At 71.2% G+C, this 21604-nt stretch carries 24 protein-coding genes; 12 read left to right on the top strand and 12 right to left on the bottom strand.

What is annotated here, in order from left to right; all coding sequences use genetic code 11:
* The first annotated feature begins 68 nt into the window (after window positions 1–68).
* On the top strand, window positions 69–2342 hold the full coding sequence (locus tag AB0K82_RS21720) for a glycoside hydrolase family 44 protein (RefSeq protein WP_364399387.1): 2274 nt from the start codon (window positions 69–71) through the stop codon (window positions 2340–2342).
* On the opposite strand, the gene AB0K82_RS21715 is transcribed toward AB0K82_RS21720, so the two are convergent.
* From AB0K82_RS21715 to AB0K82_RS21695, 5 genes are all read right to left on the bottom strand, one after another.
* Window positions 2311–2463 carry a DUF397 domain-containing protein gene (locus tag AB0K82_RS21715; RefSeq protein WP_364399385.1) on the bottom strand — a complete coding sequence of 51 codons (153 nt, stop codon included), beginning with the start codon at window positions 2461–2463 and terminating at the stop codon, window positions 2311–2313. The genes AB0K82_RS21720 and AB0K82_RS21715 overlap by 32 nt on opposite strands.
* Window positions 2464–2468: 5 nt before the next feature.
* Window positions 2469–2684, bottom strand: a complete 216-nt coding sequence (locus tag AB0K82_RS21710) for a hypothetical protein (protein ID WP_364399384.1) — start codon at window positions 2682–2684, stop codon at window positions 2469–2471.
* Between the two features lie 223 nt (window positions 2685–2907).
* Window positions 2908–3435 (bottom strand): DinB family protein, encoded by a 528-nt coding sequence (locus tag AB0K82_RS21705; protein WP_364399382.1) that lies wholly within the window; start codon window positions 3433–3435, stop codon window positions 2908–2910.
* Between the two features lie 54 nt (window positions 3436–3489).
* On the bottom strand, window positions 3490–3642 hold the full coding sequence (locus AB0K82_RS21700; RefSeq protein ID WP_364399381.1) for a DUF397 domain-containing protein: 153 nt from the start codon (window positions 3640–3642) through the stop codon (window positions 3490–3492).
* A gap of 2 nt (window positions 3643–3644) precedes the next feature.
* Entirely contained in the window at window positions 3645–4436 is a 792-nt protein-coding gene (locus AB0K82_RS21695) for a helix-turn-helix transcriptional regulator (protein WP_364399379.1), read from the bottom strand.
* Between the two features lie 125 nt (window positions 4437–4561).
* On the opposite strand from AB0K82_RS21695, the gene AB0K82_RS21690 reads away from it, so the two are divergent.
* On the top strand, window positions 4562–4774 hold the full coding sequence (locus AB0K82_RS21690) for a hypothetical protein (RefSeq protein ID WP_364399377.1): 213 nt from the start codon (window positions 4562–4564) through the stop codon (window positions 4772–4774).
* 67 nt (window positions 4775–4841) lie between these two features.
* Here AB0K82_RS21690 and AB0K82_RS21685 read toward each other — a convergent pair whose 3' ends face one another.
* Window positions 4842–5717 (bottom strand): A/G-specific adenine glycosylase, encoded by an 876-nt coding sequence (locus AB0K82_RS21685; protein WP_364399375.1) that lies wholly within the window; start codon window positions 5715–5717, stop codon window positions 4842–4844.
* 66 nt (window positions 5718–5783) lie between these two features.
* Here AB0K82_RS21685 and AB0K82_RS21680 point away from each other — a divergent pair, with 66 nt between their 5' ends.
* The 4 genes from AB0K82_RS21680 (at window position 5784) to AB0K82_RS21665 (ending at window position 7903) form a co-directional block, all read left to right on the top strand.
* The gene (locus AB0K82_RS21680) at window positions 5784–6443 is read left to right on the top strand and encodes a hypothetical protein (RefSeq protein ID WP_364399374.1); all 660 of its coding nucleotides are present in this window, start codon (window positions 5784–5786) and stop codon (window positions 6441–6443) included.
* Between the two features lie 237 nt (window positions 6444–6680).
* Window positions 6681–6959: a hypothetical protein gene (locus AB0K82_RS21675; RefSeq protein WP_364399372.1), complete on the top strand. Its 279-nt coding sequence runs from the start codon at window positions 6681–6683 to the stop codon at window positions 6957–6959.
* Window positions 6960–7245: 286 nt separating this feature from the next.
* On the top strand, window positions 7246–7479 hold the full coding sequence (locus AB0K82_RS21670) for a hypothetical protein (protein WP_364399370.1): 234 nt from the start codon (window positions 7246–7248) through the stop codon (window positions 7477–7479).
* Between the two features lie 250 nt (window positions 7480–7729).
* Window positions 7730–7903: a CsbD family protein gene (locus tag AB0K82_RS21665; protein ID WP_364399369.1), complete on the top strand. Its 174-nt coding sequence runs from the start codon at window positions 7730–7732 to the stop codon at window positions 7901–7903.
* A 145-nt stretch (window positions 7904–8048) separates the two neighbouring features.
* Here AB0K82_RS21665 and disA read toward each other — a convergent pair whose 3' ends face one another.
* A complete protein-coding gene (gene disA / locus AB0K82_RS21660; RefSeq protein ID WP_364399368.1) occupies window positions 8049–9128 on the bottom strand; it encodes a DNA integrity scanning diadenylate cyclase DisA in 1080 nt (359 codons plus the stop codon).
* Window positions 9129–9220: 92 nt separating this feature from the next.
* Window positions 9221–10621 carry a DNA repair protein RadA gene (gene radA / locus AB0K82_RS21655; RefSeq protein ID WP_364399366.1) on the bottom strand — a complete coding sequence of 467 codons (1401 nt, stop codon included), beginning with the start codon at window positions 10619–10621 and terminating at the stop codon, window positions 9221–9223.
* A 172-nt stretch (window positions 10622–10793) separates the two neighbouring features.
* On the opposite strand from radA, the gene AB0K82_RS21650 reads away from it, so the two are divergent.
* Complete coding sequence (locus AB0K82_RS21650) at window positions 10794–11666, top strand: SGNH/GDSL hydrolase family protein (protein WP_364399364.1); 873 nt, start codon at window positions 10794–10796, stop codon at window positions 11664–11666.
* 12 nt (window positions 11667–11678) lie between these two features.
* Here the strand turns inward: AB0K82_RS21650 and AB0K82_RS21645 are convergent, their stop codons facing one another.
* Complete coding sequence (locus AB0K82_RS21645) at window positions 11679–12266, bottom strand: class I SAM-dependent methyltransferase (protein WP_364399437.1); 588 nt, start codon at window positions 12264–12266, stop codon at window positions 11679–11681.
* A 236-nt stretch (window positions 12267–12502) separates the two neighbouring features.
* Between AB0K82_RS21645 and AB0K82_RS21640 the strand changes: the two genes are divergently transcribed.
* Together AB0K82_RS21640 and AB0K82_RS21635 are read left to right on the top strand one after the other, a co-directional pair.
* The gene (locus AB0K82_RS21640) at window positions 12503–13360 is read left to right on the top strand and encodes a sugar phosphate isomerase/epimerase (RefSeq protein ID WP_364399362.1); all 858 of its coding nucleotides are present in this window, start codon (window positions 12503–12505) and stop codon (window positions 13358–13360) included.
* A 76-nt stretch (window positions 13361–13436) separates the two neighbouring features.
* A complete protein-coding gene (locus AB0K82_RS21635) occupies window positions 13437–14021 on the top strand; it encodes a TetR family transcriptional regulator (protein WP_364399360.1) in 585 nt (194 codons plus the stop codon).
* 16 nt (window positions 14022–14037) lie between these two features.
* On the opposite strand, the gene AB0K82_RS21630 is transcribed toward AB0K82_RS21635, so the two are convergent.
* Window positions 14038–14940 (bottom strand): hypothetical protein, encoded by a 903-nt coding sequence (locus AB0K82_RS21630; RefSeq protein ID WP_364399358.1) that lies wholly within the window; start codon window positions 14938–14940, stop codon window positions 14038–14040.
* Between the two features lies 1 nt (window position 14941).
* Window positions 14942–15469 (bottom strand): SigE family RNA polymerase sigma factor, encoded by a 528-nt coding sequence (locus AB0K82_RS21625; RefSeq protein WP_364399357.1) that lies wholly within the window; start codon window positions 15467–15469, stop codon window positions 14942–14944.
* Between the two features lie 149 nt (window positions 15470–15618).
* Here AB0K82_RS21625 and AB0K82_RS21620 point away from each other — a divergent pair, with 149 nt between their 5' ends.
* The 3 genes from AB0K82_RS21620 to AB0K82_RS21610 all read left to right on the top strand — a co-directional run bounded on the left by AB0K82_RS21620 (window position 15619) and on the right by AB0K82_RS21610 (window position 18106).
* A complete protein-coding gene (locus AB0K82_RS21620; RefSeq protein ID WP_364399355.1) occupies window positions 15619–16347 on the top strand; it encodes an ABC transporter ATP-binding protein in 729 nt (242 codons plus the stop codon).
* A complete protein-coding gene (locus tag AB0K82_RS21615) occupies window positions 16344–17078 on the top strand; it encodes an ABC transporter permease (RefSeq protein WP_364399354.1) in 735 nt (244 codons plus the stop codon). Before AB0K82_RS21620 ends, AB0K82_RS21615 begins: the two co-directional genes overlap by 4 nt.
* A 101-nt stretch (window positions 17079–17179) precedes the next feature.
* Window positions 17180–18106: a proline dehydrogenase family protein gene (locus AB0K82_RS21610; RefSeq protein WP_364399353.1), complete on the top strand. Its 927-nt coding sequence runs from the start codon at window positions 17180–17182 to the stop codon at window positions 18104–18106.
* A gap of 182 nt (window positions 18107–18288) precedes the next feature.
* On the opposite strand, the gene AB0K82_RS21605 is transcribed toward AB0K82_RS21610, so the two are convergent.
* The gene (locus AB0K82_RS21605) at window positions 18289–21594 is read right to left on the bottom strand and encodes a S8 family serine peptidase (protein ID WP_364399352.1); all 3306 of its coding nucleotides are present in this window, start codon (window positions 21592–21594) and stop codon (window positions 18289–18291) included.
* Between the last annotated feature and the right edge of the window lie 10 nt (window positions 21595–21604).

Genomic DNA, 21604 nt, shown 5'->3' with positions numbered 1-21604 from the left:
CGGCTTTCGTTGACGCGGTGCGATGGGGTGTGTGCTATGGGAGCGCTCCCACAACGAAAGGACGCTCCGTGCGCACTGCCCCCGCACTGCTCTCGGTCGCGCTCGCCGCCGCCCTCGGCGGCAGCGTGCTCGCGGCACGGCCGGCCCAGGCCGCCACCGGTCCCGCACTGTCCGTCGACACCACCGCCGCCCGGCACGCGATCAGTCCCTACATCTACGGGATGAACTTCGCCGACGAGGCCCTCGCCCGTGACCTGCGCCTGCCGGTACGGCGCTGGGGCGGCAACGCGACCTCGCGGTACAACTTCCGCAACGACACCACCAACCGCGCGGCCGACTGGTACTTCGAGAACATCCCCAACGACAACCCCGACCCGTCCACGCTGCCGGACGGCTCGGAGACCGACCGCTTCGTCGACCAGGACCGGGCCACCGGCACGAAGACCATCCTCACCCTGCCGATGATCGGCTGGGTGGCGAAGGACCGGGCGAAGGCCTGCGGTTTCAGCGTGGCCAAGTACGGTCCGCAGCAGCAGACCGACCAGTGGGCCCCGGACTGCGGCAACGGCGTCAAGCCGGACGGCACCAAGATCACCGGCAACGATCCGACCGACACCAGCGTCGAGGTCGGCCCGCAGTACGCGAAGGACTGGATCGCCCACCTCAAGGGCCGCTACGGCGGCGCCGCCGACGGCGGAGTGCGGTTCTACGACCTGGACAACGAGCCGGACATCTGGCACAGCACCCAACGGGACGTACGCCCCACCGGGCTCGGTTACGACGAGCTCCGCGACCGTACGTACCAGTGGGCGGCGGCGGTGAAGGCCGCCGACCCGGACGCCAAGACGCTGGGACCGGTCGGCTGGGGTCTGAACTCGATCTTCTACTCCGGCCTCGACCAGGACGAGTGCAACCGCACCGGCTGCTGGTCGAACCCGCCGGACAAGGCGGCCCACGGCGGCGAGGACCTCGGGCCGTGGTACCTCGATCAGATGCGCGCGTACGAGCAGGCGCACGGCACCCGCATCCTGGACTACTTCGACATCCACCTGTACCCGCAGCAGTCCGGGGTCTCCGGCAGCGATCCGGGCGACGCGGCCACCCAGGCGCTGCGCCTGCGGTCCACCCGCCAGCTCTGGGACCCGACGTACGTTGACGAGAGCTGGATCAACCAGCCGGTGCAGATGATCCCCCGGATGCGCGGGCTGGTCGACCAGCACTACCCCGGCACGAAGACCGCGATGACCGAGTACAGCTGGGGCGCCTTCGGCGACATCAACGGGGCGCTCGCCGAGGCGGACGTCCTCGGGATCTTCGGCCGGGAGGGGCTGGACCTGGCCGACCTGTGGACCGCCCCCACGAGTGACCAGCCGGTCGCCGACGCGTTCCGGATCTACCGGAACTACGACGGCAAGGGCGGGGCGTTCGGCGAGACCTCGGTCAAGGCGACCAGCGAGGACCAGGGCAAGCTCGCGATCTACGCCGCCGAGCGGTCCGGCGACAAGGCCCTCACGATGGTCGTCGTGAACAAGACCGGCGACGACCTGACCAGCCCGGTCGCGCTCACCGGGGCCTCCGCCGGAACCGCCCAGGTCTACCGCTACAGCTCCGCGGACCTGACCGGCGTCGTACGGCAGGCCGACCAGCCCGTCACCGCGACCGGCTTCAACGCCACCTTCCCGGCCAATTCGATCACCATGGTCGTGCTGCCGAGCGGCGGCCAGGGCGACACCCAGCCGCCGACCGCGCCGGGCGGGCCCGTGGCGGGGACGGTCACGAGCGACAGCGTCGGCCTGAGCTGGGCGGCGTCGACCGACGACACGGGGGTGGCCGGCTACGACGTCCTGCGGGTCGACGGCGGGACGACGACGAAGGTGGGCGATGCCACCGGCACCTCGTACACGGTGACGGGGCTGACCCCGGACACGTCCTACACCTTCGCCGTCCGGGCACGCGACAAGGCCGGCAACCCCTCACCGGTCTCCCCGTCGGTGACCGTACGGACGACGGCCACGTCTTCGGGGACCTGCACGGTGGCGTACACGATCTCTAGCACCTGGCCGGGCGGCTTCACCGCCGGTGTCGCCGTCACCAACACCGGAACGACGGCGATCGACGGGTGGAAGCTGGCGTTCGACTTCCCCGACGCCGGTCAGCGGGTCACGCAGGGCTGGTCCGCCACCTGGCAGCAGACCGGTAAGAGCGTGACCGCGACCGGCCTGAGCTGGAACGGCCACCTGAGTCCCGGCGCGTCCACGACCGTCGGGTTCAACGGCGCCTGGACCGGCCAGAACCCGGTGCCGACGGCGTTCACCCTGAACGGACAGAAGTGCGGTAGCTGACCGTAGTGCCGGAGGCCCGCCACCGCGCGGGCCTCCGGCTCGGGCCGCTCCGTGGAGCGGAGACCTCGACGCATTCGGTCTCGCCCTGAGCGCTGTAGGTGCTCTTTCGCCATTGGGACATGACTCTCATCCTTCCTCGACGTACGCCTGAATCATCTCTGCGGACAAGTCGGGTGGCAACGCCAGAGCTGCAAGTTGCTCGAAGCTCTGCTGAACGTCGAGAGCGGCCGGCGCGGCGTCGTCGTCCGTGGCCGGGACCGCCGGCGGGACGGTCCGCGCCCACTCGGCCCAGTCCGCGAGGGCCTGGTAGATCCGGGTCGCGGCCTCCACGGCCACGCGCATGGACCGGGTCTGGTCGCTCGTCCCGAAGTCACCGCGGTCTGAACCTCGCGGTCGGACCGACCGGCGGCGCAGCGACGGGCCGGTACTTCGACGGCGGCAAGGAGGCGAGGGCGCACCACGGCACCTACGACCCGGAGGTCCGCGCCCGGCTGCGCGCCGTCACCGCCGAGCTGCTGGCGCCCTTCCTCGGCGAGGGCGCCCGGCGCGCCGTACGGTAGCGGTCTCAGTGGCCGATCGCGCCGTCGATGCGTTCGCGGAGCAGGTCGGCGTGGCCGTTGTGCCGGGCATACTCCTGGATCATCAGCGCGTACACCCAGCGCAGGGTCATCTCCACGCCGCGGCGCGGGTCGAGAAACGTCTCGTCGAGCGAGCGCCCCGCCGTCACCTCCCGGACGAGCTGGATCTCGCGGGCGTACGCGGCCAGGTCCGCCGCCGCGTCGGCGCCGGACACGTCGAACTCGGCGTTCAGATCGTCGTCGGTGCAGTACAGGTAGCCGGGCCGCTCCCCGGCGAACCGGTACCGGAACCAGTCGCGCTCCACCTCGGCCATGTGGCGGACCAGGCCGAGCAGCGACAGGCCGGACGGCTCGACACTGCGCCGCTTGAGCTGCTCGGCGGTCAGCCCGCCGCACTTCCACAGCAGCGTCCGCCGATGGTGGTCCAGCCACGCCTCGGCACTCGCGCGCTCGTCCGCCGTCACCGCCAGAACGGGAACGGAATCGCGCGCGATCTCCGGCGCCGTCCAGGTCACGAACTCACCTGCCTGTCTCCACAGGTCAGCAGGGCCGCCCCGCTCCACCATCCATCAGTACTGGTGGACTTCGTCAGGCCATGCGGTGATCTCGATGCAGTTGGAATCTCCGGTGCCGCTGTACGTGGCCTTGCGCCATCGCAGCTGTACCTCGACGCACTGGGACTCACCTTGGGTGCTGTACGTGCTCCGGCGCCATCCGGCCATACTCACGCCTCCTCTAGATACGCCTGGATCATCTCCCTCGTTAGATCCGGCGGCAATGCTAAAGCAGCGATCTGTTCGAACGCCTGCTGTGCGCGGATGACTTCGGCCGGAGTATCGATGAGCCGGCCCTCCGGCCAGCCGTCGGCGTAGGCGACATCCGGTTCGTCGGGTAGACGAATGATGGTGATCGGGCCGACGATCCCATCGTGGCTGCCGGCAGAGAAGGGAAGCACCTGCACCATCACGTTGGGACGCGGTCGGCACAGTGAGGCGAGCTGCTCGCGCATTACTTGGCAGTCACCGATCCGTCGACAGAGCACGGCTTCGTCGATGACTGCATGCAAGGTCGGTGCGTTGTCGCGATCGAGGAGTCTCTGTCGATCTATCCGCATTCGGACCACCCGATCCAACTCCTGCGGGGAGAGCGTGCGTCCGGGCAACTGGTTGAGAGCGCGGGCATATGCCGGCGTTTGCAAGAGGCCGGGAACGACCCGCATGTCGAAGAGTTTGACCAACAGCGCTCGCTGCTCAAGATCGACGAAGTCGCCGAAACGGCTGCTGTCCTCTTGGGCCTTTTTGGAGAGTTCGGCCATGACGCCGGGGAGGTTGAAGAGGGCGTCGGCGTGTTCGCCGAGGCCGGGTGGGGGCTTGCGGCGGCCTTGTTCGACGGAGGCGACCGTCCAGACGGACCAGGGGACGCGCTCGGCGAGTTGTTCGCGCGGCCAGCCCATGCGTTCGCGGTGGCGTCGTAGTTCGGTGCCGAAGTAGGAGACGAAGCCGGAGGAGTTCGTCATGGGTACGGGCTCCTTGTACGCGTGGGGGGAGAGCTGAGGGGTACGAGCTGGAACCATTTCGCAGCGTAATCACTCGGTGACACCATCGTCAGGCAGATGGAAAATCCGATCACAGGAGGTCACCCGTGCAGATGAAGGTCGAGGGCGTGTACGTCTCGACGTGCGCCCATGTCCCCGAGGACACGGCACTGCGGGTCGTCCGGCACGCGGACGAGGAGATCACTTCCGTGCGGTTCGGCGAGGACGAACTGCTCGTCGTCGAACTCGACGACGCCATGGTCCCAGCCCTCATCGAGGCCATCCAAGGAGCGCATCAGCCCGAGGCCGACACGGTCTGATCGAGGGTCGAGAGCCGGGGCGTACGCGCCCCGGCTCTGCCGGGCCGAGCACCACTGCTTTGAGAGGTCAGCGGGGGAGGGTGAAGCGGCCGTCGTCCAGGGGGTCGATGAGGCCGTCCTCGATGAGCGACGCGAGGGCGCGCTCACGCTGCCGTACGTCGTCCCACGCGTCATCCAACGCCGCGCGCTCCACGGGGCCGCTGGCGTGCCGCAGAACGGCGAGGAGACGGCCCCGGCACTGGCGGTCCGTCCCGGCGTACGTCTGGCCCTTCCGGGCGGGGCCGTCGTACGGGGGTTTGCCCGCCAGCCGCCACGCGCAGGAGGCGATCACCGGGCAGTCGGCGCAGCGCGGAGTCCGGGCCGTGCACACGAGCGCCCCCAGTTCCATCACCGCCACACCCCAGGTCGCGGCCGTCTCCGCGTCCGGCGGCAGCAGCGACTCGGCGAGGCGGACCTCGCCGGCCGTCTGGGTCTTCGGCGGGTACTCGACGCCGGTGACCATTCGGGCCAGCACCCGGCGCACGTTGGTGTCCAGCACCGCGTGCCGCTGCCGGTAGGCGAAACTCGCCACCGCCGCGGCCGTGTACGCGCCCACGCCCGGCAGCGCGCGCAGGTCGTCGTACGCGGACGGCACCTGCCCGTCGTGCCGCTCGACGATCGCGCGGGCGCTCGCGTGGAGGTTGAGCGCGCGCCGCGGGTAGCCGAGCCGTCCCCAGGCGCGGACGGCCTCGCCCGGCGGCTCCGCGGCCAGTGCGGCGGGCGTGGGCCAGCGGGTCAGCCACGCCTCGTACGTGGGCAGGACCCGGGAGACCGGCGTCTGCTGCAGCATGATCTCGCTGACCAGGACCGCCCAGGGGGAGGCGTCCGGCCGCCGCCAGGGCAGATCCCGCGCGTGTTCGGCGTACCAGCTGAGAATGGGTTCGGCGTAGGTAGGTCGGTGCATGGTGAGTTCGATCCTGACACGGCGGGTCGCGATAGCACGCACTGATCAAAAAAGGATACTTAGAGTATGGACTCCGATACGCAGGGGGACCTGGGGGAGGCGGACGCCTACTGGCGCCGCCGGGTCTACGTCCTGGCCGGGGGGATCACCGCCATCGGCCTGATGGCGTGGGCCTGCTCGGGTCCCGATCACAAGAAGTCGACGGCCCAGGTGCGCAACGCGGCGGCCTCGGTGACGCCGCTGCGGGTCACCGTGACCCCGGTGGCGACGCCGACGGTGACGCCGGCGACTCCGGCGGCCACGGTGACGGTCACCGTGACGCCCGGCCTGCCCGCCGCGAAGCCGCGCGGCGGGGATCCCTGTGACGACAAGGACGTGGTCGTCGGGCTCACGCCGAGCAAGGACGTCTACCAGGACAGGGAACACCCGAGGTTCCGGATCAGCGTGGTGAACACCGGCCGCCGGGCCTGCACGTTCGACGTGGGCGCCAAGGCGCTGCGGCTGCGGATCACCTCCGGCTCGGACTCGATCTGGTCGTCCGACCGGTGCGCCGCCGGACCCGCGTCCGATCTTCGGCTCCTACGGCGCGGGGTGCCGTACATCGCGGACGTCGACTGGGACAGAACGCGCTGCGGCGGCGACTCCCGCGCCCGCCCGGGGACGTACGTCGTCACCGCCAAGAGCGGCGGCGTCCGCACACAGAGCCAGGTCTTCCGCCTGCGCTAGAACCGGATGACAGACGGTGCCGTCGCCCAGCGAGTCCGAATCGAATGCTCCGACGCCACCGTAGTCGGCACTGCCCGCGTCCGCCCGGCGTCCGATGCGGTGACGTCGGTGTGAGTGGTGGCGCGGCAGTCGTGTCGCAGCACAGTAACCACAAAAGCCCGCGTACCGCGGGTTGCAATCTAGAAACCGTCGTTCGCGCGTCAGAGCGCGCGGACCAGATGACAGCGGAGAGTCCTCATGCACATGATCCTCGGCATCGCCGTCCTCGCGGCCGTCGTCGCGTTCATCATCGGCTACAGCTTCGAAGGCCTCATGGGCGTCGCCTACGGCATCGCCACCTTCGGCGGCGGCTTCGGCGGCGGCTTCATCGGCAATCACGACGGCGGCATCATCAGCGTCTTCTGGCTCGGCGGGATCGGCGTCGCCATCGGCTTCTCCGTCGTCTGGTGCTCCTGCGAGTGCCTCCGCTGGTGCCACGACTGGTACATCCGCCGGTGCTTCTACTCGCGCCGGTGACGGCGTCTTTCACTCGGCGGACCGGCCTGACGGCCGGTCTCGCTCGCAAGCGTCTGGTCCTGCGGCCTCGGCCGCGGGACCAGTTCCTTTTTCGGCGTACGACAGTCGGCCCCGGCACCCCGACCCATGCCCGCTCGCGCCCGCAGCGGTGACGCCGGTGCGCGGTGGTGGCGTGGCGGTCGTGCCGCGGCACAGTAGCCACTGCAGTCCGCGTACGGCGGGCGGCAGTCAGGATTCGATCGTCCGCGCGTCATAGCGCGCGGACCGGATGACAACGGAGATCCTCATGATCAGCGTCGTGGCAATGGTCGCCGTGGCCTTCTTCCTCGTCGTCGTCTCTTCCGCCGTGGGCTACCTCCTCGGCCACGGCAGAACCGCCTACGGTGCCGGGACCGGTGGCCTCCTCGGCTGCGTCTACGGTGCCTGTGACGGCAGGGTCGGCAGCGTCATCATCTTCGGCCTCATCTGCGCCGTCTGCGGTGCCGTCATCGTCGGAACCGGTCGTCGGCCCCGTTGGTAGCCAGGAGGCGCGATGCCACTCGGCGGACCGGTTCGGCGACCGGTCCCGCTGCCAAGCGTCTGGTCCTGCGGCCTCGGCCGTGGGACCAGTTCTCTTTTTCGGGGGGTGAAAGGGGCACGCCGCCCGCGCCGACCGACACGATTCCGTCTGGATTCGAGGCAGGGTCGTCTTGACCATCCGGGATCGGCATCCTTGGCGCCAGGACGGGTAGGGGCGGGCTACAGCGATCCATAGCGGAAGGGGAGTCGATATGAGCGCTCAGGACAAGGCCGCCAACACCGGCGACAAGATCAAGGGTAAGGCGAAGGAAACGGTCGGCAAGGTCACCGGAAACGAGGAGATGGAAGCCGAGGGCAAGGCCGACCAGGTCAAGGGTGACGCCAAGCAGGCGGGCGAGAAGGTCAAGGACGTCTTCAAGGACTGATCCCGGCGATCCTCTCTGGAACGCACGTTTCGAACGCAGGGCCGCAGCCAGGAGGGCTGCGGCCCTGCGCGTGGGTTCCGCGGGCGGCGCTCCACACGGGGCGGCCGGTTTCGCCCGCGCCGGGCCGCCGGGTGGACCGGTCGCGTCAGACGTAGCGTTCGAGGATGGAGGACTCGGCCAGGCGGGACAGGCCCTCGCGGACGCTGCGGGCGCGGGACTCGCCGACCCCGCCGACCGACTGCAGGTCGTCGATGCTGGCGGCGAGGAGCTTCTGCAGGCCGCCGAAGTGCTCGACGAGGCGCTCCATCAGCAGGGACGGCAGGCGGGGGACCTTGGCGAGCAGCCGGTAGCCCTTCGGGCTGACCGGCGTGTCCAGCGGGTCGTTGCCGCCGAAGTCGAGGACGTCCGCCACGGTGGCCAGGTCGAGGAGCTCGGAGGCCGACAGCTGGTTCAGCGCGGCGAGGACCTCGTCGACCGAGCGGGTGTGATCCTCCGGCTGGTAGTCGCGGACGATCAGCTCACGGTCGATGTCGACGCCGGAGACCAGCTCGTCGAGCTGCAGGGACAGCAGTCGCCCGTCGGTGCCGAGCTCGACGACGTAGCCGTTGATCTCGTCGGCGATGCGGCGCACCATCTCCAGGCGCTGCACGACCGCGCTGACGTCGCGCGCGGTGACGAGATCCTCGATCTCCAGCGCCGACAGGGTGCCGGAGACCTCGTCGAGCCGCAGCTTGTAGCGCTCGAGGGTGGCGAGGGCCTGGTTGGCGCGGGACAGGATGGCCGCCGAGTCCTCCAGGACGTAGCGCTGGCCGTCGAGGTAGAGGGCGATGATCCGCATCGACTGGCTGACCGACAGCACCGGGTAGCCGGTCTGGCGGGCGACCCGCTCGGCCGTGCGGTGCCGGGTGCCGGACTCCTCGGTCGGGATCGTCGGATCCGGCATCAGGTGCACGCCGGCGCGCACGATGCGGGTGCAGTGGGCGTCGATGACGATAGCGCCGTCCATCTTGGCCAGCTCGCGCAGCCGGGTGGAGGAGAACTCGACGTCGAGCTCGAAACCGCCCGTGCACAGGCCGGCGACGACGCGGTCGTAGCCCATCACGATCAACGCACCGGTGTGACCACGAAGGATGCGTTCCAGCCCGTCGCGGAGCTGCGTCCCAGGAGCGACCGCGGCAAGCGTTGCGCGGCGTCGCTCGTCTCTGCCCTTGTCTTGTGCTGGCACGTGACCCCCGGAGGTCTCTGAACGGCGGTCAGTTTATCGGTGAACGCGGAAAGCCGACCCGCTCCCCTCGCCCGACGGCGGTCGTACGGCGGTCACGCGTCCGCTCCCGCCGTCGCGAACGCGAGGCCGATCGCCGTCCACACGTCATCCACTTCTGTCACTTGCATACCCTCATCCGTCACGATCGTGCCACCGGCGCGGCCGGATGTGGGGTCGAGTGACCCGCCGGGCACGATGGCGCGCCGGTAGCCGAGCCGGGCGGCCTCGGAGAGCCGCCGCTTGGCCGCCTGCACGCCGCGCACCTCACCGGCCAGCCCGACCTCGCCGAAGGCGACCAGGTCGGAAGGCAGGGTGGCGTCGTTGGCCGCGCCCGCGACGGCGAGCGCCACGGCCAGGTCGACGGACGGCTCGCTGAGCCGCACGCCGCCGACCGTCGCGGCGTACACGTCGCGGTCGTGCAGCTTGATGCGGCAGCGGCGCTGCAGCACCGCGAGCATCATCGCGATCCGCGCGGAGTCGAGCCCGGACGTCATGCGGCGCGGGTTGGCCAGCGGGGAGGGGGCGACGAGCGACTGCACCTCCGCGACCAGCGGCCGCCGGCCCTCCAGCGTCACCGTCACGCAGGTGCCCGGCGCGGGCTTCTCCTGGCGGGTCAGGAACAGGCCGCTGGGATCGGCCAGCCCGATGATCCCCATCTCCGACAGGTCGAAGCAGCCCAGCTCGTCGGTGGGACCGTAGCGGTTCTTCACCGCGCGGATCATGCGGAGCCGGCTGTGCCGGTCGCCCTCGAAGTAGAGGACCACGTCCACGAGGTGCTCCAGGACGCGCGGACCGGCGATCGAGCCGTCCTTGGTCACGTGGCCGACGACGACCGTGGTGATGCCGCGCTCCTTGGCGACCCGGATCAGGTTGGCCGCCACCTCCCGGACCTGGCTCACCCCGCCGGCGGCGCCGTCCACCTCGGCGGACCCGATCGTCTGGATCGAGTCGACCACCAGCAGCTCCGGGGCGACGGAGTCGACCTGGCCGAGGACGGCCGCCAGGTCGGTCTCGGCGGCGAGGTAGAGCCGGTCGGCGATCGCGCCGATCCGGTCGGCCCGCAGCCGCACCTGCTCCGCCGACTCCTCACCGGTCACGTACAGCGCGGTGCCGCGGTCGGCGTGCAGCGCCGCGACCTCGAGCAGCAGGGTCGACTTGCCGATGCCGGGCTCGCCGGCCAGCAGCAGCACCGCCCCCGGCACCAGACCGCCGCCGAGCACGCGGTCGAGCTCGTCCAACCCCGTGGCGGTGGTCTGCGCGGCCTGGACATCGACCTCGCCGATCGGCCGGGCCGGCACGCTGACCGGGCCGGCCGTGACGACGCGCGCCGGTTTCGCCGCGCCCGCCACGTCGACGGTGCCCCACGCCTGGCACTCGCCACAGCGCCCGACCCACTTGGAGGCCTGCCAACCGCACTCGGCGCAGCGGTACGCCTGCTTCACGCTCTTCGCCATGCCCGCGACTGTACGGGCCGCCGCTGACAAATGAGAGTGACCCCGGTGACGGTGGGTGACATAGTAGTCACTGGCCGACTCCGGACAGGTATGTTGACTGGGCCTGTCCGCTGGTCCTTACTGGCGGGCAGAGGGGCAGGGGGAGGGCGCGATGCGCAGGTGGTCGGCACTCATGGCGTTGGTTCCGACGCTCGTCGCCGGCGGTTCCGAGCGGGCGTGCTCCGCCACCGGCGCCACCGGTGCCTCGGCGCGGGCGGCCGCCGCCGCCGGCCGCTACGTCGCGCTCGGCGACTCGTTCACGGCGGGGCCGTTGATCCCGCACCGGCACGGCACTCCGATCGCCTGCCTGCGCTCCGACCATAACTATCCGTCGCTGGTGGCGCGGATGTTGCAGCCCGCCTCGTTCACCGACGTGAGCTGCAGTGCCGCCACGACGGAGAACATGAGCCGGGCGCAGTCCGTCCTGTTCGGCAAGAACATCCCGCAGCTCGACGCGGTGACCCGCGACACCACCCTGGTGACGCTCGGCATCGGCGGCAACGACATCGGCTACAGCCGGATCGTGCTGACCTGCGCGACGCTCAGCCTCGCCAGTCCGCACGGCGCGCCCTGCACGCGCTACTACGGCTCGACCCTGGACCAACGGATCTCCGCCACCGCGCCGAAGGTCGCCGCGGTCCTGCGGGCCGTCCACACCCGCGCGCCGCACGCCCGCGTCATGGTGGTCGGCTATCCCCGGATGCTGCCCGCCCGTACGGGCTGCTGGCCGAACGTCCCCACCGCCTCCGGCGACATCCCGTTCCTCGACCGGTTCGAGCGGCATCTCAACACGATGCTCGCCGAGGAGGCCCGGCGCGGCGATGCGGACTTCGTCGACGCGTACCGCACCGCCCAGCGCCATGACATGTGCTCCACGGACCGGTGGGTCGAGGGCATCCTGGTCACGAACCCGGCCGCGCCCGTCCATCCGAACGCCAAGGGCATGCAGGCCGTCGCCGACCGCGTCCTCGCCGTGCTCGGCGCGTCCCGCGTGACCGGTGACTGATCCGGGTACGTGTCAGTAGCGCCGCCACCACAGGTTGACGGCGTAGTCGACCTCACAGCCCTCGACCTCGCTCAGGAACTCCGCGGCGAGCTCGGCCGGAAACTCGATCTTCAGTACGGCCTCGAGGTCCGCGCGGTCGTCGAAACGCCAGCGAATGTCCAGTGGCGTACGGGAGAACCCATGCCGAGACCAGAACCGCTCGACGGTGACGGGGTCGTAGGACGGCAGCCAGCGCCGGAACCACGCCCCGAACGTCGACCGCGTCGCGTCGTTGTCGATGACGAACGCCGCGCCCCCGCGTCGCACGACCCGGCGCAGCTCCGTGAGGCCCGGTTCGCAGCCGGGCCCGAAGAAGTACGCCCAGCGGGCGTGGACCACGTCCACCGACGCGTCGGGTACCGGGAGCGCCTGGGCCGCGCCCACGCGCACGGCCACGTCGGGGACGCCCGCGACGCGGCGGCGGGCGAGCCCGGCCAGACCGGCGTGCGGTTCGACGCCGACGACCTTCGCGGCCGTCCGCGCGAACGCCGGCAGGTGGAAGCCGGTGCCGCAGCCCACGTCGAGCACCACCGCGCCGTCCCACGGCCGGATCTCGCGCATGGCCCGCTCGATCCGGCCGTCCGGGTCGACCGCGCGGTTCTCCAGCTCATAGACCTGCGGGCTGTTCCAGATGTTGGGGCTGGCGATGGCTCCAGGGGCGATCACGCCTCCACGGTAGACGGCGTCGGCGGTGATCACGCCGCCGCGGTGGACGGCGCCCCGGAATACCACACCGTCGCGGCCGGCACCGGGACGGCTGGCCGGACCAGCCGATGGAACGCATAGGCTTGCCGATTGTGGAAGAAGTCCTCCAGGTCCCCGACGCGCCCATCGTTCTGTCCTCGGCGTCGGTCTACCCGGAGAAGACGCCGGCCGCGTTCGACCTCGCCGCGCGCCTCGGGTACGACGGCATCGAGATCATGGTCACCGCCGATCCGGCGAGCCAGGACATCGACGTGCTGCGCAGACTGTCCGACTATCACCAGATCCCGATCACGTCGATCCACGCGCCGTGTCTCCTGCTGACCCAGCGGGTCTGGGGGCGGGAGCCCTGGGGCAAGCTGATGCGCTCCAAGGACACCGCCGAGAAGCTCGGCGCCGACGTCGTCGTGGTCCATCCCCCCTTCCGCTGGCAGCGTGAGTACGCCCGGGAGTTCGAGCAGGGGCTCGCCCGCATGCAGGAGGAGACCGACGTCGTCTTCGCCGTGGAGAACATGTTCCCCGTACGGGCGCGCACGGCCGAGGTCGGGATGTACTCCCCGCATTGGAACCCCGTCGACCTGCCCTATCCCAGCGTGACGGTCGACCTGTCGCACGCCGCCGTGTCCGGCTCGGACCCGCTCGCGATGGCGGACGCCCTCGGTGACCGGCTCGCACACATCCACCTCGCCGACGGCATCGGCATCGTCAACCGCGACGAGCACCTGGTCCCGGGCCGGGGCAACCAGCCGTGCGCGCAGATGCTCGAGCGGCTGGCCGCCCAGCGGTACACCGGCCAGGTCGTCGTCGAGATCAACACGCGCCGTGCCACCGACCGCGAGCAGCGGGAGAGCGACCTCGCCGAGTCGCTGGCGTTCGCGCGCCTGCACCTGGCCGCGGCCGCGTCCGCCGGCCACTGGCAGGTGAACTCCGAGGGCGAGGTCACGCCCTCGTGACCGCGCCGGCGGCCCCGTCGCCCGTACGGGCCGCGCTGGAGCCGTCCGGCGGTATCGGTGACGAGGGGCGCCGCGGATGACGGCGCCGACGCGCCGCCCGGGACGCCGGCCGGGACCGTCCTCGTCGCGGGACGACATCCTGGCGGCCGCGCGCGTGCTGTTCGGCGAGCGCGGCTACGACAAGGCCTCGATCCGGGCCATCGCCCGCGAGGCGGGGGTGGACCCGGCGCTGGTCCACCACTTCTTCGGGGCCAAGGAGGAGCTCTTCGCGGCGGCGATGGAGTTCCCGGTGGACCCGGCGGTGTTCCTCGGGCAGGTGATGGCGGGCCCGCGGTCGCAGATCGGTGAGCGGATGGCGCGGACCTTCCTGCGGATCTGGTCGGATCCGCGGCTGCGCCCGCAGTTCGTCGGCATCTTCCGGTCGGCGGCCACCACGGAGCAGGGCGCGGCGCTGCTGCGGGACTTCATCACCCGGACGATCCTGACCCGCGTCGCCGACGCCCTGGACCTGCCGCCGCTGAACCTCGCGGCGGCGGCGGCCCAGATGATGGGCGTCGTGCTGCTGAAGTACATCGTGCAGGTCGAGCCGATGGCGTCGGCGACCGAGGACGATCTCGTCGCGCTGCTCGCGCCGACGCTCCAGCATTACCTCGAGGGCTGATCCGCCCGCCCCGCGATCAGGAGTCCGCGAGCGTGGCGCTGATCTTGGTGTGCACCGTCTTCAGCACCCGGCCGCCGCGGTCGTAGGCCCGGATGACCAGCGTCTTGTCGGGAGACCCCTCCCGTACCGGAGCCGACGTGTCGGTCCTCTTCCGCCACAGGAAGAATCCGTGGGAGACGGCGGCGTTGGAGGTCCGCCCGTCGGGCAGGGCGAAGGTCACGCGGGTCACGTCGGGCCGGACCCGGCCCGCGACCTCCGCCTGGACCCCGTAGGGGGTCAGGTCGCCGCGCGTCAGGTCGGAGCGGTGCAGGACGGGCTCCTGGGTGTCGTCGTCCAGGGAGATCACTCCGGTGAACGAGGAGAGCGACGGCTGCCAGGTGTTCGCGGTCTGATGCGGTATCCGATCGATGGCGGTCGGCAGGCCGCGGTTGTCGAGAGCGCAGGTTCGGTGCGCGACGGTGCTGCCGAGGAGTACGGCCTGCCCGAGGGAGTCCCGGTAGGTGACCAGGACCCGGAAGTCGGCGACGTGGGTCCCCGCCCCCGTCTTGTCCCCTACGCCGTCGTCATCGGCGGAGATGCCGGGCACGCTCGGATCGTCGACCATGCACGCGCGGACCACGTCGAGTTCCGCCGCGGTGTTCGATGGGAGACGGGAGTGACCTGTGGGGGTATCGGCCGTCATCGGCCGGACCGCTTCGGGCTCGGCACGGTCAGGACCTCCGCCGGTGATGGCGATCGACGCCAGCGCGATCGCGGCGATACCGGCGGTGGTTCCCGCGGCGATCCGCCTGGTGCGCCGCCGCTCCGCACCGCGTAGGGCGCGCCCGGCCAGTCGATCGCCGACCGGGTCGGTGTCCGCGACGCGGCCCGCCATCTGGTGCAGGGTGTCCTTCAGAGTCTCGTCCTGCCTCATGGTCATGTCAGCTCCTCGTCGTTTCGGGGGCGCGGTCCTCGGCCAGCGCGGCGAAGTCGGGCACCAGCTCCCGCAGCCGGGCCAGCGCGCGGTGGGTCTGGCTGCGCACGGTGCCGACCGAGCAGCCCATCACCTGCGCGACCTCCGCCTCCGGCAGATCCTCGAAGTACCGCAGGACGATGGCGGCCCGCCGCCGCGGTGGCAGGGCCAGCAGCGCGCGCTCGAGGGCGAGCCGCAGGTCGACCTGCCCGCTCGGGTCGGCGACGGAGCGGTCGGGCACGCTCGCGGTGACGGATTCGCGGCGCCATCGTGGGCTGCGCCAGCGACCCACCTGCTCGTGATACATCGCCTTGCGCACGTACGCCTCGGGGCTGTCCCGCACGCTTCCCCATCGGCCCGCGGTCTTGGTCAGTGCGCTCTGCAGCAGGTCCTCGGCCGCGTGCCGGTCGCCGGTGAGCACGTACGCGAGCCGCAGCAGGCTCGGCGTCCGCGCCGTGACGAACTCGGTGAACTGCCGACGCGCCTCGCGGTTCACGGGTCTCCTCTCGTCCTGTCATGTCGGTAGACGCGACGGGGGAGCGCCACTATGCCCCGCTCGCCGAGCGGATCCGAAAGTCCTGCGAGCGATCGGTGACGAAGCTCGGAGCCCTTGACACTTCAGGGACGTGAGCCTAATTTCAACGCATGATGAATTCTGTCATCGAGGCCCGGGACCTCCGGGTCGTGCGGGGCGGGCGCCCGGTTCTGCACGATCTGACCTTCGACGTGCCGCGCGGTTCCGTCGTCGGCCTGCTCGGGCCGAGCGGCTGCGGCAAGACGACGCTCATGCGGGCCGTCGTCGGCGTGCAGATCGTCCACGGCGGCACCGTCACCGTGCTCGGCCGCCCGGCCGGCCACCGCGAGCTGCGCCACCGCGTCGGCTACGCCACCCAGCGCGCGTCCGTCTACGCCGACCTCACCGTGCGGGAGAACCTGCGCTACTTCGCCGCCGTGCTCGGCGCACCGAAGGGCGACGTCGACCGGGTCGTCGGCGAGGTCGGCCTCAGCGGCGCCCGCGACCAGCTCGTCGCCGCCCTGTCCGGCGGCCAGCTGAACCGGGTGAGCCTCGCGGTCGCGCTGCTCGGCCGGCCGGAGCTGGTCGTCCTGGACGAGCCGACGGTGGGGCTGGACCCGGTGCTGCGCGGCGAGCTGTGGGAGCTGTTCCACGAGCTGGCCGGGCACGGGACGACCCTTCTCGTCTCCAGCCATGTCATGGACGAGGCCGCCCGGTGCGAGCGGCTGCTGCTCATGCGGGAGGGCCGGATCATCGCCGACGACACGCCCGAAGCGCTGCGCGACCAGACCGGCGCCGGCGACCTGGAGCAGGCGTTCCTCAAGATCATCGAGCGGAGAGAGAAGGTGGGCCGGCGGTGAGCATCACCGTCACCCTCGCGACGGCCCGGCGGATCCTGAGCCAGCTCCGGCACGACCACCGCACGCTGGCACTGATCGTGGTCGTCCCCAGCCTGCTGATGGTCCTGCTGCGGTACGTCATGAACCGGCCCGAGGCGTTCGACCGGTTCGGGCCGATGCTGCTCGGCGTCTTCCCGCTGGTCGTGATGTTCATCGTGACCAGCGTCGCCACGCTGCGGGAGCGGACGAGCGGCACGCTGGAGCGGCTGATGACGATGCCGCTCGGCAAGCTCGACCTGCTGCTGGGCTACGCCCTGGCGTTCGGCGTCACCGCGCTCGTCCAGGTCGCGGTCGTCGCCACCATCTCCCTCACCTGGCTCGGCCTGGACCTGCGGGGCTCGGTGTGGACGCTCGTGATCCTGACCCTCCTCGCGGCCCTGCTCGGCGTCGCGCTGGGGCTGTTCACCAGCGCCTTCGCCCGTACGGAGTTCCAGGCGGTGCAGTTCATGCCGGCGTTCATCCTGCCGCAGGTGCTGCTGGCCGGGTTGTTCGTGCCGCGCGACCAGATGTCCACGGTCCTGCGGTGGATCGCCGACGTGCTGCCGCTGTCGTACCTCGTCGGGGCGATGCGGGAGCTGACCGGCCACTCCGGCCTGACCGGCACGCTGGGGCGCGACATCGCGGTCATCGCCGGCTGCACGGTCCTCGCCCTGCTGCTGGGCGCCGCGACCCTCCGCCGCCGTACGCCCTGACGCGGTCAACCTGAGGGAGATCCATCGTGACCAGGGTCGTCAAGGCTGGCATAGCCTGATGGGCGATCGGGACAGTGTGGTCCTCAGGGAGAGGGGGAACCTTGCTCCGCCAGGCTCTCTTGGCCGCCTCACGCAGCGGTGGCGTACGCCGGATCGTCGAGACCGCGCCGTACAGCAGGAACGTCGTTCGCAGGTTCGTCGCGGGGGAGACCGCCGCCGACGTCCTCACCACCATTGACCGGCTGATCTGCGATGGTCTGCTGGTCACCGTCGACCATCTCGGTGAGGACACCGTCGAGGCCGTGCAGGCCAAGGCGATCACCGCGGAGTACGAACGGCTCCTGGAGCGGGTCGCCGAGGCCGGGTACGGCCCCCGCGCCGAGGTCTCGGTCAAGCTGACCGCGCTCGGCCAGTTGCTCGACGACGGCGAGCGCATGGCGCTGGAGAACGCCCGGCGCGTCTGCGCGGCCGCCCGGCAGGCGAACACCACCGTGACCCTCGACATGGAGGACCACACCAGGGTCGACTCCACACTGCGCATCCTGAAGGAGCTGCGGCAGGACTTCCCCGACACCGGCGCGGTCATCCAGGCCTACCTCCGCCGCGCCGAGGAGTACTGTGCCGACCTCGCCCACGAAGGATCGCGGGTCCGCCTGTGCAAGGGCGCCTACAACGCCCCCGACTCGGTCGCGTTCACCGGCAAGGATGCCGTGGACAAGTCCTACGTGCGGTGCATGCGGGTGCTGATGGCGGGGCGCGGCTACCCGATGCTGGCCACCCACGATCCCCGGCTCATCGAGATCGCCGGGGCGCTCGCCGTGCTCAACGAGCGGAGCCCGGACACCTTCGAGTACCAGATGCTGTACGGCATCCGCCCGAACGAGCAGCGGCGCCTGACCGAGCTCGGCGGCCAGGTGCGCGTCTACGTCCCCTACGGCCAGGAGTGGTACGGCTACCTCATGCGCCGGCTGGCCGAGCGTCCGGCCAACGTCGGCTTCTTCCTGAGGTCGCTGGCCTCCCGGTCCTGAGGCTGAAAGGGACGAACCGCCCCGGCCAGGGTGGGATAACGCACACACGGGAGGTGTGGGGCCGGGGCGGTTCGCGTACTGCGGGCCGGGCGGCCCGGGGTGCCCCTTCAGTACTTGTCCGAAGGGGGGGTTTCGGTTTCCCAATGACCGCCGGTTGTGACGGAGGTCACGCGGAGCCGGGATCAGCCTCCGGTGTAGGCGCGGATGATCGTCTGGTCGACCTTGCCGCCGCCGGAGTCGGTGGCCTGGACGCGCAGCGAGACGGTCTGGTCCTTCGCCGCCGTGGGCAGCTTGGCGGTGTACCTCTCGCCGCCCGCGGCGGTGGCGGTGGCGGCCTGCCAGGTCTTCCCGTCGTCGAGGGAGGTCCACAGCTTCAGGCCGGTGGCCGTGGCGGTGGCCGCCCCCGCGACGCGGGCGACGGTGAAGGTCGCGGTGTCGCCGTTCGGGTGGTTGAGCACGTCCAGCGGCAGTGCGTAGTCCACCGTCAGCAGCGGCACGCGCTCCTCACCCGGCTTCGAGCGGAACGTCCACGTCGTCGAGGTCTTCGTCGACATCGGCAGCAGCTTCGACACGTCCACGTCGTAGCCGAGCCGGTAGGTGCCCGCCTTCGCCGGAACGCTGAAGTCGCCGTAGGAGTGCGTGCTCGTCCCGGCGAGCCTGTCGCCCACGTACAGCCGCATGGTGCGCGACGTGGAGCTCTCCCAGACGGGGTCGCCGAGCAGGCAGTCGAAGCCGTCCGGCAGGTCCTGCAGGTCGACCAGTTGGACGTGGATGTTCCCGCGGGCCCGGGTCGTCGGTCCCGGCTGGCACGAACTCGCCGACGGCTCCGTCGCCGAGTACGGGCCGGGCCGGAACGGCTGGCGGAACCAGTCGTTCGTGTAGGTCCGCCCGGCCTCGAAGCGCCGGATCGGCAACTGCGTCACCCAGCCGTACTCGGCGATGTCCGTGCGGAACGCCTCGTTGAGCCACTGAATGCCGGCCTCGCCGGACACGTAGTCGACCCGCGTCGAGCCCGCGGGAACATCGCTGGACGCCTCGTTCATCAGGAAGCCGGCCGGGGAGACGCCGTACCGCTTCTCGCCGTCCGGCTTGGAGGTGTCGCCGGCCAGGGCGCCGAAGCGCTCGTCGATCCGCGCGAGATCCTTCGCGGTGGCGGTGTAGTCCACCGTCGCGGGAACCCCGTTGCCGAGGTCGTGGAGGATGTCGTAGACCGTCTTCCCACCGTCGGTGAGCCGGCCGAGGACGTACGCGTGGAAGGTGCCGGTCCGCGCGGCGCCGACCGGCGTGCTGTACACGGCGGGGGAGCCCCCGACCCTGATGACGCCGGTGCTCCAGACCCCGCCGCCGAAGCCGCGTTCGACCATGATGCCCTGGACGGCGTCCGGGTCGGCCGTCGTGCCCGGCGCCGACAGCCGTACGGGCTCGGCGCGGGAGCCGTCGAGCGTCACGGTGGTGTCGCCCTGCACGGTGACCTCGGGGTCTCCGGCGAACGCGGATCGCTCCTTGCCCTTCGTGGTGTCGCCCACGCTGCCGAACACGGAGTAGTGACCGGCCGGCACGGTGAGGCGCGCGACCCCGTCGGCCGGGATGTCCGCCCAGCCGTCGTACAGAGCCTGGTTGTCGATGTCGACCACTTCGATGTAGCCGCCGAGCGCCCCATCGGGAGTGCCCGGGATCGGCGTGGCCTTCAGCGTCAGGGTGTGGGTCTCCGGCTCGGCGGTCGCGCCGACCGGGACGCGAAGGGCGACACCGTCCGCCGTGGCGGTGACCGCGCCGCTGTAGCGACCCGCCGTCGACAGCCGGCCGGGGTCGAGCGTCAGCGTGACGGACGCGGATCCGCCGGCCGGGACGCTCACCGTCGCGGGCACGCCGAGTGCGTCCACGCTCTTCCCCTCCGGGGTGGCGAGGCGGGCGGCGAGCTTCAGCGTGACGGCGGACGATCCGCTGTTCGTCCAGCTCAGCTGCTGGGTGAGGGCCTTGGTCGAGCCGTGCGGGATCGATCCGAACGAAACGCCCGGCCGGTCGCCGAGGACGGTCGTCCCGACCGCCGCGCCGACGTCCAACCGGCCGGCGCCCGTCTCGTACACCGTCCCCGACGCCTCGTGCGCCGTGGTCACCAACGCGGCTTTGAGCTGCGCCGGCGTCCAGGACGGGTGCTTCTGCAGCAGGTCGGCCGCCGCGCCGGCGACGTGCGGGGTGGCCATGGACGTGCCGCTCGCGGAGGTGTACCGCGCGTCGATGATGTGCCCCATCGACGTACCGGCGGCGCGAGCCGCCACGATGCCGACACCCGGGGCGGAGATCTCCGGTTTCATCAGCGTGCCGCCACGGCTGGAGAAGTCGGCGACCTTGTCGTTGCGGTCCACCGCGCCGACGGTCAGCGCCGAGGGGGCGATACCGGGCGTCTCGACGCTGTCGGTGTACGGCCCGCTGTTGCCGGCGGCGAGGACGAACAGGGTGTTGTCCTTCGCCGTGAGCTCCTCGACGGCCTTGGCCATCGGGTCGTTCGCCGGGTCCTCGGCCCTGCCGCCCAGGCTCATGCTGATGATCCTGGCCTTGGGCGCGGCCCATTCCATGCCGGCGATGAGGTCGGAGTCCCGGCCGTAGCCGTCGTCACCGAGCACCTTGCCGATCAGCAGGTTGGCGTCCGGGGCGACGCCCTTGCGCTCACCGTGGGCGGCGGCGCCGGTCCCGGCGATCGTGGCCGCGACGTGCGTGCCGTGCCCGAACCGGTCGACGGTGTCGGCGCTCTCGCTGAAGTTCTGCTGCTCGGCGATGCGTCCCTTGAGGTCGGGGTGGGTGGCGTCGACGCCGGTGTCGAGGACGGCGACCTTGACGCCCTTGCCGGTGGCGCCGGCCGTCCAGGCGGTGGGGGCGCCGATCTGGTCGAGGTTGTGGTCCAGCGCCTGGGCGTGGACCTTGCGGTCGAGCCAGATGTGCTGGACGTCCCCGGCCAGCGCGCTGCGGGCCAGGGCGGGCCCCTTCGCCCTGGGCTGGCGGACCGCGGTGGCGCCGATGCTGCGGAGGGTCCGTCCGCCCGCGGCGAGCGTCTTGACCTTGCCGCCGCTCTTGACGATCAGCGGCAGGCCGGTGCTCGCGGCGTCGTCGTCCCCGTCGTTGATCAGGGTGGTGACGTCGAAGAGCGCCGGGTCGTAGACCTTCCCGATCTTCCGGACGACGTCCTGGGGGATCACCCGGATGGTGCCGTCCGGCCGGATGTCCTTGACGAAGGGGATGTTCTTCCGGCCCGCTCCCGGTGCCACCGACACGAGCGGCGGGCGGTTCGCGACGGTCCGTACGCGGACGATGTCCCCGGTGAGCAGCGTCACCTTCCATGACCTGCCGGGAGGGAGCTTGGCCGCTGCGGGCTTCGCCGTGTTCCGGGTGGTGGGGGCGGGAGTGGCGGGCGCGGCGTGCGCGGCGGCCGGAACGCCGGCGGCCACGACTCCGGCGAGGGTGATCGCCACACCCGCTCTGGGTCTTCTCATTCGGACTCTC

The sequence above is a fragment of the Actinoallomurus sp. NPDC052274 genome, from assembly GCF_040679475.1.
GTDB lineage: Bacteria > Actinomycetota > Actinomycetes > Streptosporangiales > Streptosporangiaceae > Actinoallomurus > Actinoallomurus liliacearum.
Note: the sequence above shows the minus strand (reverse complement) of the source record. Positions and strands in the feature narration are given on the sequence as shown.

Bases quoted from the DNA above. Each gene is read 5' to 3' on its own strand.
- AB0K82_RS21715 (WP_364399385.1), bottom strand. From the start codon at position 2,463: ATGTCCCAATGGCGAAAGAGCACCTACAGCGCTCAGGGCGAGACCGAA.
- AB0K82_RS21710 (WP_364399384.1), bottom strand. From the start codon at position 2,684: ATGCGCGTGGCCGTGGAGGCCGCGACCCGGATCTACCAGGCCCTCGCG.
- AB0K82_RS21700 (WP_364399381.1), bottom strand. From the start codon at position 3,642: ATGGCCGGATGGCGCCGGAGCACGTACAGCACCCAAGGTGAGTCCCAG.
- AB0K82_RS21695 (WP_364399379.1), bottom strand. From the start codon at position 4,436: ATGACGAACTCCTCCGGCTTCGTCTCCTACTTCGGCACCGAACTACGA.
- AB0K82_RS21685 (WP_364399375.1), bottom strand. From the start codon at position 5,717: ATGCACCGACCTACCTACGCCGAACCCATTCTCAGCTGGTACGCCGAA.
- AB0K82_RS21680 (WP_364399374.1), top strand. From the start codon at position 5,784: ATGGACTCCGATACGCAGGGGGACCTGGGGGAGGCGGACGCCTACTGG.
- AB0K82_RS21675 (WP_364399372.1), top strand. From the start codon at position 6,681: ATGCACATGATCCTCGGCATCGCCGTCCTCGCGGCCGTCGTCGCGTTC.
- AB0K82_RS21670 (WP_364399370.1), top strand. From the start codon at position 7,246: ATGATCAGCGTCGTGGCAATGGTCGCCGTGGCCTTCTTCCTCGTCGTC.
- AB0K82_RS21665 (WP_364399369.1), top strand. From the start codon at position 7,730: ATGAGCGCTCAGGACAAGGCCGCCAACACCGGCGACAAGATCAAGGGT.
- radA (WP_364399366.1), bottom strand. From the start codon at position 10,621: ATGGCGAAGAGCGTGAAGCAGGCGTACCGCTGCGCCGAGTGCGGTTGG.
- AB0K82_RS21650 (WP_364399364.1), top strand. From the start codon at position 10,794: ATGGCGTTGGTTCCGACGCTCGTCGCCGGCGGTTCCGAGCGGGCGTGC.
- AB0K82_RS21645 (WP_364399437.1), bottom strand. From the start codon at position 12,266: ATGCGCGAGATCCGGCCGTGGGACGGCGCGGTGGTGCTCGACGTGGGC.
- AB0K82_RS21635 (WP_364399360.1), top strand. From the start codon at position 13,437: ATGACGGCGCCGACGCGCCGCCCGGGACGCCGGCCGGGACCGTCCTCG.
- AB0K82_RS21630 (WP_364399358.1), bottom strand. From the start codon at position 14,940: ATGACCATGAGGCAGGACGAGACTCTGAAGGACACCCTGCACCAGATG.
- AB0K82_RS21620 (WP_364399355.1), top strand. From the start codon at position 15,619: ATGATGAATTCTGTCATCGAGGCCCGGGACCTCCGGGTCGTGCGGGGC.
- AB0K82_RS21605 (WP_364399352.1), bottom strand. From the start codon at position 21,594: ATGAGAAGACCCAGAGCGGGTGTGGCGATCACCCTCGCCGGAGTCGTG.